We start from the raw sequence: 15,282 nt of genomic DNA, 5'->3' as shown, positions 1-15,282 counted from the left end.
TATTAAGCGGATGGAATCTGAGCGTAAAATCCAACCGGATTCTTTAGGCAATAAACAGGTGCTAGGACCAGATGGTAATTGGTACCCCGTCAAAGAAACCGATATGGGACATCTACATGACGCTGTACAATGGTGGAATGCAGAAGGCCGTAAACACGGGGCTAAGAGCCCGGAAATTCGCAAATGGATGCTTGACCCTGATAACTACGAATTAGAGCCCAGCAGTATAAATCGTAGCAGAGGAGGCAAACTCAAAGAAAGATACCTACCACCTTTAAAATAAATTTATGTCTGTCACTAAAGAATTGAAAGATAAGGAGTACAGCCAACTAGTGCAGCTTAGCAAGGCTGGTGATAAGTGCATGGAACAAGGTGACTATTCAAAGGCTATTGCGCAATTCAGTGCTGCTTTTGAACTAGTTCCTGAACCTTACCAAGACTGGGAAGCATCCTTATGGCTACTCACCTCTTTGGGTGAAGCATATTACTTTGATGGTGAGTATAGGCAGGCTCACGCGGCCTTGGCTAAGGTGATGAATGTACCAGGGGCAATTGGCAACCCACTTATTCATCTTCGCTTGGGTGAAGTGCAATTTGAGTTAGGTAATTCTAAACAGGCAGCGGACGAACTACTACGCGCCTATATGGGCGGAGGTAAAGAAATTTTTGAGGACGAAGACGAAAAGTATTTCGACTTTCTAAAGCAAAACGTCATTCTATAGATTACAGGCTTTATGCAAAACTAATTGTCATGCTATACGCGCAATAAAAATTGTTTTTTTTGTAAGTCACTAACTTCATGAAACTACTCTGGTGCTGGCGTTGCCGACAAGTGATACCGATGCTGGAAGACGAAGAATCGTACTTGGTGGATAAAGCGCACCACGAGGGAATGCCTTTTGTGGAGGCCGAAGCGCGCAGGTTGGGCAAGTCCTTACTACCCGAAATCCCCTTAACAGGCGTGGCGCTCCGGCAGCGCCCGATGCTGGAAATGTACCGCCTGCTTACAGGCTTTGAGGAGACCAACCCAAATGCAGTGCGGCACCATATTGTCGAGCTCTATGGGCCGCCGTGCCCCCAGTGCCATAAGCCGCTGCGCACTTTGAAGGCCCGCTTTTGTGCTGCCTGTGGCTTTGGGCAGGCAGCTATTGCCACTGATTCGCGGCCACTGGCGCTGCGCAAACCGGAGCTATTCGAATAGCTTCCAGCCGTCAGCCTAAAGTAAAACCCGCTCTTCACCGTCTGGTTGAAAAGCGGGTTTTTCGCTTTTTCTTATGTCTCAACGAATTATACTTACCGGGGCCACGGGCATGGTGGGCGAAGGCGTGCTCCTCACCTGCCTGCAACAGGCCGACGTAGCGCAGGTACTCAGCATCAGCCGGCGGCCCAGCGGGCACGCGCACCCCAAGTTGCGTGAGCTGCTGGTGGCTGATTTTTTCAATCTCACGGCCATCGAAAGTGAGCTGGCGGGGTACTCGGCCTGCTTCTTTTGCGCGGGCATCTCGTCGGTGGGCCTGAGCGAAGACGCCTACACCCATACCACCCACGACCTCACCCTGCACTTCGCCGAAACGCTGCTGCGCCACAGCCCGGGCCTCACGTTTTGCTTCGTGTCGGGGGCGGGCACCGATAGCCTCGGCAACAGCCGCCAGATGTGGGCCCGCGTGAAGGGCCGCACCGAAAACGACTTGCGGCAACTGCCGTTTCGGGCGGCTTATATGTTTCGGCCGGGCCTCATGCAGCCGCTGCCGGGCCAGGCGCACGTCAAGACCGGCTACGCCATCATGGGCGGCTTGGTGCCGCTGCTGCGGCGCGTGGCCCCCAGCTTCGCCTGCACCCTGCGTGAGGTGGGCCAGGCCATGCTGCGCGCCACCCGGCAGGGCGCGCCCAAGCAAGTGCTGGAGGTGAAAGACATCGTGCAGTTGGCCAAGTAGTTACTGTCGCCTTATCCTTCGGTCAGCCGCAGTAGCACTTCGTAATACGGCCGGCCAATGACTCGGGCCCGCAGCCAGGCAAAGAAGCTAAGCACTTGCAAATCTTCTTGTTGCGTGGCCAGAAAACCAGGCATAGTGGCCACCCGGTTGGCAAAGGCCGACGTAGTGGCTACGGCGGGGTCGTCGATTATTTCGTGCACCAGGGCCAGGTAATGCAGCACCGAGTGGTAGGGGCCGCCGGCGGGCACGGCGGGGTGCTCGGCCGTGGCCGCGGCGGCCGGAAACTGCTCGTGCAGCCGCCGCTCTATGGTGCGCAGCCGCCCCAGCGCCAGCTCAGCGTTGCCCAGCTCCAGCTGGATGAGCAGCTCGCCGATGTTGTGGTTGAGCAGCCATTCGAGGCCCTGGTTTTGCTCCAGCCAGTGGTCGGTGCGGTCGAGGCTGATGAGGGTTTGGTTGGCTTTGGCAAACTTGCCTTCGGCGAAATAATGGAACGTGAGCTGCAAGCGCGCCGTGAGCTGGTCGGCGGGTAGCAGCGCGGGCTTGGCTTTCAGAATCTCTTCTAAAATATTGATACTATCGCGGTTACGATTCAAAAACGCGTAGTTAGCCGCCAGTAAAAACGTAAGGCGCGGCCCCATTTCGGCAAACTGCCGGCTGGGCGCAGCGGCCAGCACCGCCCGCGCCTGCTCCAGGTACGCCACCGACTCGGCAAAGCGCCGGGCGCGGTACAGCGCATGAGCCAGCATATAGAGCAGCCGCAGTTGGTAGCCGCGCTGGGCCGGCGCAAAGCCGTGGCGGCGCGCCATCAGCCCGTAGCAGCGCTCGATGAAGGGCGCAAACGTGGCGAAGTCGCCGCGCGCCAGCATCGCGTGCCGCGCTATGCTCAGCAGCCGGCACAGCAGCGAGGGCGAGCGGGCGAAGGCTTCCTGCAAGTTATATTCAATCAAGATGTTGCGCAGCAGCTCATCGACGGGTACCGCGCCGCGGCCGTGCATGCGGGCCTGGCGCAGGCGCTGCCGCAGCAAGGCATCGGCAATGCCGGCGCGCTCCTCCTCGTCGGCGGCTTTTTTGTTGCGGTGGCGGCGCTCGATAATAGCCTCCAGGGGCTCGGCGTGGGGCGAGTGGGCGTACTGAATCTGCACGTTGTACACGGCGTTCAGGGGCTCGTACTGCTCGTTGTCGAGGGCCAGCTTTTCGGCCTTGCGCAGCATGGTCCAGGCCAGGCGCGGCACGCCGGCCCCAAACAGGTACTGGGCCAGCGTGAGGTGGCCGCGCACCGGGGTGGTGGCGGTGGCATCGTGCTGGCGCTGGCGCAGCAGCAGAAAGTCGGTGAGCTGCCTGAACAGCCGCTTGCGCAACGCGTAGTAGGCCACTGGGTTAGGTTCGTCGGGGTAGAGCTTGTTGATGAGCACTTCCGAGTCGTACTCCTTGGGGTGCAGCAGCAGGGCCAGCAGGCGCACATCCTGGCGGCCGGCGGGGCGGCGGCGCTGCCACTGCATGTACTGGGCCAGGTCGCGGCGGTCATCGGGGGCCAGGGTTTGCAGGGTCAGGCGCAGGTCGTCCATGAAGGGCAGGTGGATAGCAGAACCCGAATGTAAGCGGGCCAATTGCGAAAATTAATTGGGCCCCAACCTCCTGCTTATTCTTGCCGTACAAGCCTCACAACCCACCACTTTCTTTTCTCAATCATGGACGCTAATAACAACAACATCGACGACAGCACCGAGCTGAAAGCCCGCGGCAACTGGAACGAAGTAAAAGGTGCTGCCAAGCAGAAGTGGGGCCAGCTCACCGACGACGACATGGCCTACGACGACGGCAAGCAGGACGAGTTCTTCGGTAATATCCAGAAGAAGACCGGCCACGCCATCGACGAAATCAAAGACTGGTTCTCGCAGACCTTCAGCGGCACCAGCGACGACCCCAACCGTCCGTCGAACCAAAACCATAGCTAAGCAACTCTTTCTGAGTTTTTTCAAAGGCCCCGCTCCTACCCTGGAGCGGGGCCTTTTTCAATGAGTGAATTGTGAATGAGTGAGTTGCGAAGGAGTGAATTAAACGAAATTTCATTCACAACTCACTCACTCACTGATTCAATCCCAGAGGCTGGCGGCCACGCGGTAGGTGTTGGCGTGGGCCTCCACGATGTCGGCGATGCGCTCGGAGTAGCCGCCGCCCATGCACACCACCACGGGCAGGCCACGGCGATGGCAGGCGGTGAGCACCAGCTCGTCGCGGCGGCGGCAGCCGGCGCGGCTCAGGCCTAGGTAACCCAGCTTATCGGTGGCCAGCACATCGACGCCGCTGAGGTAAAATACAAAATCGGGTTGGCACAAGTCGCCGTCGAGCAGGCGGGGCAGCACATCGGTAAGCTGGGCCAGGTACTCGGCGTCGCCGAGGCCGTCGGGCAGCGGCAGGTCGAGGTCCGACGCCTCCTTACGGCCCGGAAAGTTGCGCGCCCCGTGCATGGAGAAGGTAAACACGCGCGGCTCGTGCTGGAACAGGGCCGCCGTACCGTTGCCCTGGTGCACATCGAGGTCGATAATGAGCACTTGGCGCACCCGCGCCGGCTCGTGGGTGAGCAGCCAGTTAGCCGCCACGGCCTGGTCGTTGAGCAGGCAAAAGCCCTCGGGGCGGCCCGCAAACGCGTGGTGCGTGCCCCCGGCAATGTTGAGGGCCACGCCGCCACCCGCCAGCACTCGCTGCGCGCAGCCAATGGTGCCCCCGAGCAAAGTCATTTCGCGGTCGGCCAGCGCGGGGCTCCACGGGAAGCCGCTGGCCCGCTCCTCCTGCCGCGTAAGCTGGCCGTGCAGCAGGCGGTGCACGTAGTCGGCCTCGTGGGTGAGCAGCACATCGGCAAGCGGCGGTGGGGTAGGAATGAAGAAGTCGCTGGCCGTGGCCGTGCCTTCGTGCAGCAGCTGCTGGGGCAGCAGCTCGTACTTCAGCATGGGAAAGCGATGGCCGGGCGGCAAGGGCAGCAGGTAGTTGGGGGCAAACGCAATATCCATGGACACAGCCCAGGTGGGGCCGAAATAAAACTAAACGGGGAACCTGCGTACTGGCAAAAAGTGTAGTTAGCAGTGCGCGCAGCAGGATAATTCGGCTACTCTAGGTGGGTATTGGGCGAGTTGTTAGCTTATTAGCTTGCCGCGGGCAAACCGACTCGCAGCTACTGTCGTAGCTTTGTCGTGACTCGTTATTATGTTATAATTTCCTCACCCTACCCTTTTTGGTTGCTCAGATGGCGTCTCCTCACATCAGTTCTTCCCACCGCTCGGTGTCGCCCCGCCCCTATCGCCGCTCCTCCTTCAACGGGGCCAAGCAACTAGAGGCAGCCGGCGCTTCTACGCGGCGGACGCTGTTAGTGGTGGGAGTGCTGGTGGTGGCATTGGTAGTAACAATGGGCGTGGTAGCCTATCACTTGGCCACTAGCCCCCAGTAGCGAGCCGGGCGTGTCGGCCGGCGCTACTCATCGAGCAGGCTGCCAAAGATGCCGCCCAGTACGGTGCCGCTTTCCTTTTTGGCATTGCCACCCCACGGGGCCAGGGCCTGAATGAGCTTTTTCACGGGCATCGACTGAATCCAGACGCGGCCGGTGCCGCGCAGGGTGGCCAGCATCAGCCCCTCGCCGCCAAATATCATCGACTTGAGGCCGCCCGCGCGCGCCACGCTAAAGTCGATACCCGGCTCAAACGCCACTACGCAGCCCGTGTCCACACGCAGCAGCTCATTGTTCAGCCGCTTTTCGATAATGGTGCCGCCGGCGTGCACAAAGGCTTTGCCGTCGCCGGTCAGCTTTTGCAGAATAAATCCTTCGCCGCCAAATAAGCCGGCCCCCAATTTCTGATTGAAGTGCAGACTGATTTGGGTGCCCCGGGCGGCGGCCAGAAAGCCATCCTTCTGCACAATGAGGCCTTGCGGCATCGTTCCTAAATCAATCGGAATGATGGTCCCGGGGTAAGGAGCCGAAAAGGCCACCCGGCTTTTGCCCACGCTGCCCCGGTGCGTGAAATGCGTCAGAAACAGGCTTTCGCCAGTAATGAGCCGCGTGCCCGCCGAAAATAGCTTTCCTAGCAGGCCTTGGTCGGGCGAGGAGCCATCACCCATCTTGGTTTCGAAGGCAATACTCTCCTCCATGTACACCATGGCGCCAGCCTCGGCAATCACGGTTTCCTGGGGGTCCAGCTCAATTTCGAGCACCTGAATATCGGCGCCAATAATTCGGTAGTCAACATCGTGCGAGCGCATGGCCAATGAAATTTGGGTGGAGCACAAATGTAGTGGCCGCCCCAAATTGCCGGCCCCGCGCCACGCTCAGCTTAGCAGACGGCCTTCCACAGCAATGCATTAGCTAACCTACTGATTTTCTGATTATTACTAATCGGGCAGCTCCCGGCGGGTTTCAGCAGCCTCGTCGTCGTCGGTGGCGGCGGGCTTTTTGCGTTTGGCCTCGCGGCTGGTGCGCTTCATAAAGTCCTCGTCGGTTTCTTCGGGCTCTTCGGGCGGGCCATCGGTCACGGGGAAGTTTTCTTCGTCTTCGCGGGCCAGGCGAGCTTCTTCTGCGGCGGTGCGGGCCTGGGCTTCTTCACCAAACTGCCCCTCGCGGTGCACTATCTTTTTGTCGCGCACGTGGCGACCCAAAAACTGGTTTATCTGCTCGATGGAGTAGTTGGAGGTGATTTCGCCCAGTGGGTTCACCCCAATTTCGAAGCCATCCAGTTCTTTGTGCACGCGGGCTTTCTTCTCTGGCTCGGCGGGCTTCTGCTTGGGTTTGGTGGGTTTTTTAGCCATTTGGTATTCAAGAAGTCAGTAACGATGAGCAACTACGGGCCAACGCAAGAGGCCGCGCCGTAGTGCATACGGCGCGGCCTTGGGTTGGGGTTTGGTGAGCCTTACACAGCAGCCACTGGCGGTCTGCTTCAGCGGCCCGGCCAGTTGGTGGTAGCCACCAACTGCCGGGGTGCGGCCGCGCGGCCCGGCATTCAGCCTAAGCAGCCAGACGCGCAGAAATAAGCTGAGCAGTCGTGCGGATTACGCAAGTTGGAGGAGCCGGCCAGGGCAGTTAATTTTTTATTGAAAAAGTGCAAGTAATTAATAGGGTAATTAATGGATAATATTTTGCATTTTTCAAAGTAAATAGGCTATAAAGGAGACGAAAGAATGATTTAACAGTCCTTTAAAAAGCACCATTATAATCATTAGTTGCCAGGTGCGAACTTTGTTAGTTGATAGGCTATGCCTCTTTTATAGAAATCTACCAACAATCTTCATTTACCTTTTCCAACTAATTCTTTACTCGATGAAAGTATTCCTACTTGGACTATTGGTTGTTTTTTGGAGCGGCACAGCCATGGGCCAAACCTTGTATACGTTTAACGGCGGTGGCACCACTGGCGATTGGACCAAAGCCAACACCTGGACCACCGACCCCACGGGCTCGACCCGCGTAGCGGCCCGAGTGCCCGGCAACGGCGACAACATAGTGATAACCAATAGCTTCGTGGTGCAGGTAAACAGCGCCATCGCTACTACCGGGCTCAAGATTACCATTCAGCGCGGCGGGGTACTCAATTTGAAGTCGAGCAAGGCCACGTTTGCTACCCTCAATACCCTGGCGGGGCAGGGCACACTGCGCATTGGGGCTCCCTACTTCCCGGCGGTTACCACCAACAACTTCGACGATGCCAACACCGGCACGGTGGAGTACTACAACTGGGGGGCTACGGCGGCCCTGCCCAGCACGGCCACGCAGTACAACAACCTGCGCCTGCTCAACGACACCACCACCACCTACACGGCGCAGCTCGACAATACGCTGACGCTAACGGGCAGCCTAGCGCTGGTCAGCACCTCGCCCACCGCCACTAACCCACAGGTAACCTTCAACCTGGGCAAGGCCGCTACGGCGCGCACGCTCACGGTGCAGGGTGATATAACCGTAGGCGGGGCTACGGTGTTGGGCGTGACCAACGCTAATGCCTTACACACGCTCAACGCGGGCGGCAGCTTTATTAACAACGGCACGGTAGACCTGTACAACTCACAGGCACAGAATGCGTTGCTTAATTTCACCGGCAGCACCGACGCCAGCTTTGCTTGCCGCGGCATTACTGACCTGAGTGTATTGCAACTCAACAAGGGTATTGATAGCCAAGTGCTGCTCGATATTACAGCCACGGTAGCCTCAGGTGGCGCTTCGGCCAGCAACCTGCGCCTGCTGAACACCGCCGACGGCATTGACCGCCTGAGCCTGATAAACGGCGTGGCCAAGCTGGGCAACAACATTACGCTGCCGCAAATCCACAATGGCAACGACTTCGGCACTGGCTTTTCCATTGGCTCGACGAGTACCAGCCCCACCTTGTGGGTAGCCGGGGCCACCCTGCAAAACAACAATGCCCGCGGGGCTATCGTGTATGGCACATACCGCATCGACGGGGGACGCTTTGAGTGCATTACGCCCGATGCCATGGTAATTCGGGAAGATGGCCAGGTACTGGTAGAAGGCGGCACGACGCAGGTAGACAAGATGCGCCCGTCGAGCACCACCACCAGCCACCGCGGGTCGTTTATTATGACGGGCGGCTTGTTTGAGTGCCTGGGTACGGTGCAGGATGCGAACCACCCCAACTTTGCCCGCTTTGCGGTGCCCTACCTCACCCAGTCGTTTCGGATGACGGGCGGCACCATTCGGGTGCAGAACCCCGGTAATGCTACTGGTATTTTCCACATCGGCATCAATTCCAACAATGCCATCGTTTCGGGCGGCACCATCGAGGTGGTGCTGCCCAGCACGGCGGCCGAATGCAAAATATCGTCGACGGTGCCACTCTGGAACCTGAGCATTGTGCGGGCGGCCACCACGGGCACGGCCCAGGCCACGCTGGCGGCCGTAACCGTGCCCACCACGCCCACCGACCTCAGCCCCGGCGCTACGGTAACGGCCCAGCCGCTGACGGTACTTAACAACTTCAATGTAGGGGGGGTAAACACCACCCTGGGGACCAACACGCCCGCTATTTTCAACGCCAATGCGCTGGCACTCACCATTCAGGGAACACTAACAATTGCCTCGGGCAGCACCTACCTGCCCGGCAACAACAACACCATCTTCAGCGGCGGCCAAGACCAGCAGTTGGTCAACAACGGTATTATCGGCGCCACAGCTGGCACCAACACCTTCTACAACTGGACGGTGGACAAGTCGGCCGGCACGCTGGTGCTAGCCGGTTCGGCCAAAAATTACACCGTAGCCGCCCCCGTCACCGCCCCCAACCCCGGCCTGAGCCTGCTCAACGGCGTGCTCAGCGACAACGGCAGCACCATCAACGTGCTGGGCAACATGGTCAACTCGGCTTCGCACACCAGCGGCGGGGGCACGGGCAGCATCACGCTGGCCGGTAGCGTTAATCAAACGGTGAGTGGCAACGACCAGGGCATATTTGGCAACCTCAACATCAACAGCGGCGTGGCCGCTGGCGGCATAGCGGCCACCTTCACCGCCAACATGAGCGTAGCCAGCGCGCTGAACTTCATCAGCGAGAATATTCTGGCTATTGGTGCCAATCGGCTGTCGCTCACCAACGTGAGCACGTCCGATGCTATCAGCGGCACCTTCTCCAACAAGTGCTTTGTGCAAACGGCCGGCAACCAAAGTGACCTGGGTCTGCAAAAGACTTACGGCGGGGCCGATAACTTTATTTTCCCCGTGGGCACGGGCACTAAGTACGCGCCGGCCAACGTGATTCTATCGCTGGCTACCACGCTGGCCAAATACGGCCAGGTGAGCGTGAGCCCCACCGCTACCCGCAACCCCTTTGTGACCAACGGTACTGCTGGCTCGCTGGCTTACTACTGGAAAGTGCGCAGCACCGGCTTCGGACCAATTCCCGACGGGGCCATCAACATGCGCTTTACCATGACCAACACCGATGCCTCGGGTACGCTTACCAACTACGTACCGGGCCGCTACGTGCCCGTATCCTGGACGCCGCAGTACACCGACCCCAACCTGGTAGTGGAAAGTGCCACTACCTCCAGTATCCGATTCAACGCCCTCAACCAGTTTGAAGGTGAATATACGGCCGGCCTGCCCGGTGCTACCGGTGCCTTCGGCGCAGTAACGGCCTTTTATAGCCGCAATACTGGCAACTGGACAGCGAACACTACTTGGAGCACTGTAAGTAACAGTGGCACAGCTGTGCCAGCCGGCAGTGTTGCCGGGGTTAACTACCCAAGTGCCAACAACCCGGTATTTATTGGCTCGTTCACTGGCAAAATCTACCACACCGTAACCGTGGCCGCCGACGCGGCCAACGCGGGCTCGCTAGTGATTGACCGCGGCTCGATAATGGATGTGGGCACCACTACCGGCCACAACTTCGGCGCGCTGCCCGATGCCAAAATTGGCGGTTCGGGCCGCCTACGCGTGAGCGCAAAAATCGCTTCCGGGGCTACCGCCCCCTACATCGCCACCTTCCCCGGCGGCGACTTCGGCTCGTTTTTGCAGGAGAACGGCGGCACGGTGGAGTACTACACCACCGGCAACGTTGACTTTACTGTACCCACAGTCTCGGGCACGCTCTCGCTGAACTCGTATAAAAACCTGTGGGCGGATGCCGCCAGCGGCCGCACCATCACGCTGCCCAACCTGGGCCTGCGGGTGTTTTCGCAGCTGAAAACCGGTACCTCGGCCGGCACGGGCCTCGTGCTGCTGAGCGCCGCCGCCAACGGCGACCTGCGCGCCGACTCGCTCATTGCGGTGCAGGCCGGTACCCTGCGCTATGCCAACGGCGTGGCCCGCACCCTCACGGCCGATACCGACGTGCGCCTCGACGCCGGCGCTACGCTCGACGTGAGCAGCGTGGGTACCGCCGTGGCTAATGCCTTGACCATTGGGGGCTCGCTCACCAACAACGGCACCCTGGACTTCAACCTGGGCAACGGCCGCATAGCCAACCTGACTTTCCTGGGCAGCCAGAATACGAAGTTCACCGGCCCCTCGGCTACCCTCACCGACCTCTATACCCTTACCCTGAACAAGGGCCTGGGCCAGGCCGCTACCCTGAGCCTGGATGTGGCGGGCACCCTCACCACCCCCACCAGCGGCTGGCTGACCCTCACCAACGGTACGCTGCGCTACGCCAAAACGGCCGGCACGCAGCTGCTCACCATTCACGACGCTAACAGCCCATACCTGATTCCGGACAACGCTGGCTTTACGATGGATGCCCCCGGCGCCACCGTAACGGTAGCTACCAACACCACCGCCCCAGCCACCAATACCAGTTCGGCTTCCGACCTGAAGCTGGCCGGCCAGCTGCAAGTGCTGCAAGGCACCTTCAACGTGGGCACGACCGGCGTTATCGGCAACGACCTGGAGTACGCCAGCGCCGGCCGGCCTACCATTGGGGTAGGTACGGGCGGCACCCTGTACGTGAACGGCCAGATTCGCCGCACCACGGCCAACACCAACGGCTCGCTGCGCTACGACCAGAGCGGCGGCACGGTGGAAATTCGCGGCGCCCGCGCCGAAGTGTACCAGAACAACGAGCGCGGCCTGCTGGAGGTGCAGGGCCCCGGCAGCATCTTCCGCATGAGCGGCGGCACGCTGGCTTTGCGCGGCACCAACACCCGCCCCACCATCATTGCCGACCTCTACCTGCGCCCCGACTCGACGGTGGTGACGGCGGGCACCGTGCTGCTGGGCAACTTGGTGAGCGGCAACATCACGGTGAGCCTGGAATCGTTGGTACCCCTCTATGATGTGAAGGTGGAAAACGGCAACAACACCAGCAGCACCAACACCGGCCTGCTCACCGGCCTCAACCCGCTGAACCTGAAAGGCTCGCTGACCATCGGCAACGACAATGCCTACTTCAATGCCAACGGCCTGCCCCTGAATATCGACCGCGACCTGGTCAACAACAACGCCTCGACTAACACGGGCCTGACCAACGGCGGCTTCCAGCCCGGCACGGCTGCCCAGACGACGACCTTCACCGGCAAGGGCCCGGCTGTGCAGCAGCTCACCAGTACCGCCGCCAACCTCACCGTATTTGGCGGCCTGGTAGTGAACAACGCCCAGACCGGCGGCACCCTGCAGCTGGGCCGCAACGCCCGCGTTATCGGCACGCTCAACCTTGCCAAGGGCACCCTGGCCGACAACGGCCAGACCCTAACTTCGCTGGGCGACATCATTAATTCGGCTACCCACACCAGCTCCGGCAGCGGCAGCCTCACGCTGCTCGGCACCGTAAATCAGAACATCGACGGCAACGGCAAGGGCAAGTTTGGCAACGTTGTTCTCAACAACACTGCGGGGGCCACTACACTGGCCAACCAGGAAATCACTGGCGTGCTTACCCTCACCAATGGCGTGCTCACCATTGGCTCTAACCTCTTGAACCTGAGCAACCCCGCCGCCGGCGCGGTAGCGGGCACCTTCAGCAGCAGCAACTTCATCCGCACCAACGGTATCGTGGCCGACCTGGGCGTGCGCAAAAGCTACCCCAGCGGCGCGCTGAACTTCCTGTTCCCCATTGGCGCGGCGACCAAGTACACGCCCGTGACCATGAACGTGACTGCCAACACGGCGGCCGGTACCCTCACCGTGCAGCCCATCGACCTGGCCCACCCCTCTACCACCGACCCGGCGGCCAAGGAGTTGGGCTTTTACTGGAAAGTGCGCAGCACCGGCTTCAGCAACCCCATTGTTACGCAGGTATTCACCTACGTCGACAACGGCGTGGGCAATGATGTGAACGGCACCGAAGCCAACTATAAGCTGGGCCGCTTCCTAAACGGGGCCTGGATACCGGCGGCGGTAGCAGGGGTGGGTGGCATCCCTACCAGCACCGTGAACACGGGCAACAACACCCTCACCAACGCCGCTGCTACTTACCTCGACGGCGACTACACCGGCGGCGAACCCTCGGAGTTTGGCCTGGTACCCACGTTCTACAGCCGCAACTCGACGGCCGGCCTGGCCGGCGGCGGCAAATGGAATGACCCTACCACCTGGACCAATAATGCGGATGGCTCGAACCCCAGCGTCGCGTTCACCTCGTTCCCGACCCTGGCCAACCCGGTGGTTATCCGCAGCGGCCACCTCGTCAACGGCGCCCCGCCCCTCAACACGGGTGATGCTGGCCACGAGGCCGCCAGCCTGCAGCTGCTTGGCTCGCTGAACCTCAACAATACGACGGCCAATAACTTCAACACCGTAACGGGCTCCGGCACGGTGCGTATTGGCTCGGCCCTGTTCCCAGCCGGCAACTACGCTGCCTTTATGGACGCCACCGGCGGCACCGTGGACTACACGGCCGCCGTGCAGCTGCCCGCCCGCGACACGTACAACAACCTGACCTTCACGGGTGGTAATACCAAGCTGCTCAGCAACCTCGACCTGACCATCAACGGCACCCTGAGCGTGGCCGCCGGTACCACCGTCAACAACCCCACCAGCCAAGGCATCACCCTCACCTCGGCCACGAGTGGGGCCACCCTGGCCGGCACGGTTAACCTGAACGACGGTCCCCTCACCACGGGTGCCTTCCTCACCAACAGCGGCACGCTCAACCTGGGCGCGGGCGCGGTGAGCATTGGCACGGCTTTCACCAACAGCGGCACGCTCAACAACGGCAGCGGCGCGCTGGCCGTGGGCACCAGCCTCACCAACAGCGGCACCTACAACGCAACGGTAGGCGAAGGCACCCTCGATGTGGGCACCGGCTTTGCCAACAACGGCACCTACAACGCCGGCAAGGGCACCCTCACCATCGGGGGCGACTTCAGCAACGCGGCCGGCAAAGGCTTTGTGGCCAATACGGGCAGCGTGCTGGTAGCCGGCAACTTCTCGAATGCCGGCTCCTACACCGTAGCCGACGGCGTGAGCGGCAACTTGCTGCGCATAGTGGGCGATTTCAATAACCTCGCCAATAGCTCGTTTGCGGCGGCCACGAGCACCCTGGTGCTGCGCGGTAACTTCACCAATAATAGCGGCCTGGGCTTCGATGCCAGCGGGGGCCTAGTGCAGTTCATCACCGACGACAGCCGCCGCCTCACCGGCGCTACCACGTTCTACGACGTGCAGAAAGTGGGCGCTTCCACGCTCACGCTCGGCACTAGCTCGGACATAACGGTTAAGAACGTGCTGACCCTGAGCAACGGCCTCGTTGTGACGGGCACCACCAACACGCTTTCGCTCACCAACTCGGCCGTGCAGCCCATTGTGGGCACCAGCACGAGCGCCTACGTGGCGGGCCGCCTGGCCATCACGCTGCCCACGGCAGTGGCCATGCGGGTGTTCCCGGTAGGCCTGGGTGGGCGCTACCGCCCGGTTACGCTCAAAACCGAAGGCACTTCGAGCAAGCCGCAGGTTATCCTCACCGAAATCTTCAACGGCGCGCCCACCGGCAAGCCCGACGCAACGCTGTCTAACCTGTCGGCCAACCGCTACTACCGCATTCAGCGCCTCACGGATGGCACGCTGGCCCCAATTTCGGTGCAGCTGAGCTACAATACCGACGTAGTAGATGAGGAAGTGCACGTGCCCGGCAACCTGCGCGTGGCCCAGCTGAAAACGGATGGCACCTGGGGTACCGCGGGTGGCTCGGGGGTATTCTCGCCCGCCGACCCGCGCGGCTATACCACCTCGGCCTCGGCCCAGACGCTCGTTAATACCACGTCGTTCTTCGCCCTGGCTTCGACCAATGAGGTAGACAACCCGCTCACGGGTCGGGCTCCGCTGCCGGTGCAGCTGCTGAGCTTCACGGCCGCCCGCCAGGGCTCGGCCGTGCGCGCGGCCTGGGCTACGGCCTCGGAAGTCAACAGCGCCTACTTCGTAGTAGAGCGCTCGGCCGATGGCCGCACGTTTAGCGACGTGCAGCGGGTAGCCGCGCAGGGCAGCAGCGTGGTGCGCCACGACTACGCCGCCCTCGATGCTCTGCCCCTGCCCGGCACCAGCTACTACCGCCTGCGCCAGGTGGACCAGGACGGTACCGTGGCCTACTCGCCAACGGTAGCCGTGCGCTTCGATGGCGCGCTGGCCGCCCCCGCCCTGGCGGTGTACCCCAACCCCACGGCCGGCCAGCGCTTCCAGGTGCTTGCCAGCAACCTAGCCACCACCGGTGGCACGGTGCAGCTGTTCGATGCCCTGGGTCGCCTCGTGCTCACGCAGGTAGCCGCCGCGGGCACGGCCGAAGCCACCATTCAACCAGCCCAAACGCTGGCCAGTGGCCTGTACTTCGTGACGTGGCAAACGGCCGACGGCCTCAAGCTCACTACCAAAGTGGTGGTGAACTAAGCCCACCGGGCAAGCCACAAAAAAGCCCCGACTGCGTGTTGC

General features: G+C 60.9%; 11 protein-coding genes. 7 read left to right on the top strand and 4 right to left on the bottom strand.

The annotated features are described in order from the left end of the window. The first annotated feature begins 10 nt into the window (after positions 1-10). The 4 genes from ACYVGC_RS04180 (at position 11) to ACYVGC_RS04165 (ending at position 1,934) form a co-directional block, all read left to right on the top strand. Entirely contained in the window at positions 11-283 is a 273-nt protein-coding gene (locus tag ACYVGC_RS04180; RefSeq protein WP_460582533.1) for a GH-E family nuclease, read from the top strand. 4 nt (positions 284-287) lie between these two features. Beyond that, positions 288-722 carry a tetratricopeptide repeat protein gene (locus tag ACYVGC_RS04175; protein WP_460582532.1) on the top strand — a complete coding sequence of 145 codons (435 nt, stop codon included), beginning with the start codon at positions 288-290 and terminating at the stop codon, positions 720-722. Between the two features lie 77 nt (positions 723-799). Beyond that, positions 800-1,201 (top strand): hypothetical protein, encoded by a 402-nt coding sequence (locus ACYVGC_RS04170; RefSeq protein ID WP_460582531.1) that lies wholly within the window; start codon positions 800-802, stop codon positions 1,199-1,201. A 73-nt stretch (positions 1,202-1,274) separates the two neighbouring features. Beyond that, entirely contained in the window at positions 1,275-1,934 is a 660-nt protein-coding gene (locus tag ACYVGC_RS04165; protein WP_460582530.1) for a Rossmann-fold NAD(P)-binding domain-containing protein, read from the top strand. Positions 1,935-1,945: 11 nt separating this feature from the next. Here the strand turns inward: ACYVGC_RS04165 and ACYVGC_RS04160 are convergent, their stop codons facing one another. Further along, entirely contained in the window at positions 1,946-3,541 is a 1,596-nt protein-coding gene (locus ACYVGC_RS04160) for a tetratricopeptide repeat protein (RefSeq protein WP_460582529.1), read from the bottom strand. A gap of 81 nt (positions 3,542-3,622) precedes the next feature. On the opposite strand from ACYVGC_RS04160, the gene ACYVGC_RS04155 reads away from it, so the two are divergent. Then, on the top strand, positions 3,623-3,889 hold the full coding sequence (locus tag ACYVGC_RS04155) for a CsbD family protein (RefSeq protein ID WP_460582528.1): 267 nt from the start codon (positions 3,623-3,625) through the stop codon (positions 3,887-3,889). Between the two features lie 138 nt (positions 3,890-4,027). Here the strand turns inward: ACYVGC_RS04155 and ACYVGC_RS04150 are convergent, their stop codons facing one another. Next, entirely contained in the window at positions 4,028-4,942 is a 915-nt protein-coding gene (locus ACYVGC_RS04150) for a histone deacetylase family protein (protein WP_460582527.1), read from the bottom strand. A gap of 233 nt (positions 4,943-5,175) precedes the next feature. On the opposite strand from ACYVGC_RS04150, the gene ACYVGC_RS04145 reads away from it, so the two are divergent. Then, positions 5,176-5,376: a hypothetical protein gene (locus ACYVGC_RS04145; protein WP_460582526.1), complete on the top strand. Its 201-nt coding sequence runs from the start codon at positions 5,176-5,178 to the stop codon at positions 5,374-5,376. A gap of 23 nt (positions 5,377-5,399) precedes the next feature. Here the strand turns inward: ACYVGC_RS04145 and ACYVGC_RS04140 are convergent, their stop codons facing one another. Continuing rightward, the gene (locus ACYVGC_RS04140; RefSeq protein ID WP_460582525.1) at positions 5,400-6,182 is read right to left on the bottom strand and encodes an AIM24 family protein; all 783 of its coding nucleotides are present in this window, start codon (positions 6,180-6,182) and stop codon (positions 5,400-5,402) included. 129 nt (positions 6,183-6,311) lie between these two features. Further along, positions 6,312-6,725 carry a hypothetical protein gene (locus tag ACYVGC_RS04135; protein WP_460582524.1) on the bottom strand — a complete coding sequence of 138 codons (414 nt, stop codon included), beginning with the start codon at positions 6,723-6,725 and terminating at the stop codon, positions 6,312-6,314. A gap of 559 nt (positions 6,726-7,284) precedes the next feature. Here ACYVGC_RS04135 and ACYVGC_RS04130 point away from each other — a divergent pair. After that, positions 7,285-15,240 (top strand): T9SS type A sorting domain-containing protein, encoded by a 7,956-nt coding sequence (locus ACYVGC_RS04130; protein ID WP_460582523.1) that lies wholly within the window; start codon positions 7,285-7,287, stop codon positions 15,238-15,240. The last annotated feature ends 42 nt before the right edge of the window (positions 15,241-15,282 follow it).

Source organism: Hymenobacter arcticus (genome assembly GCF_054779975.1).
The sequence above is the reverse complement of the archived record's forward strand: the minus strand, read 5'-3'. Positions and strand labels throughout refer to the sequence as shown.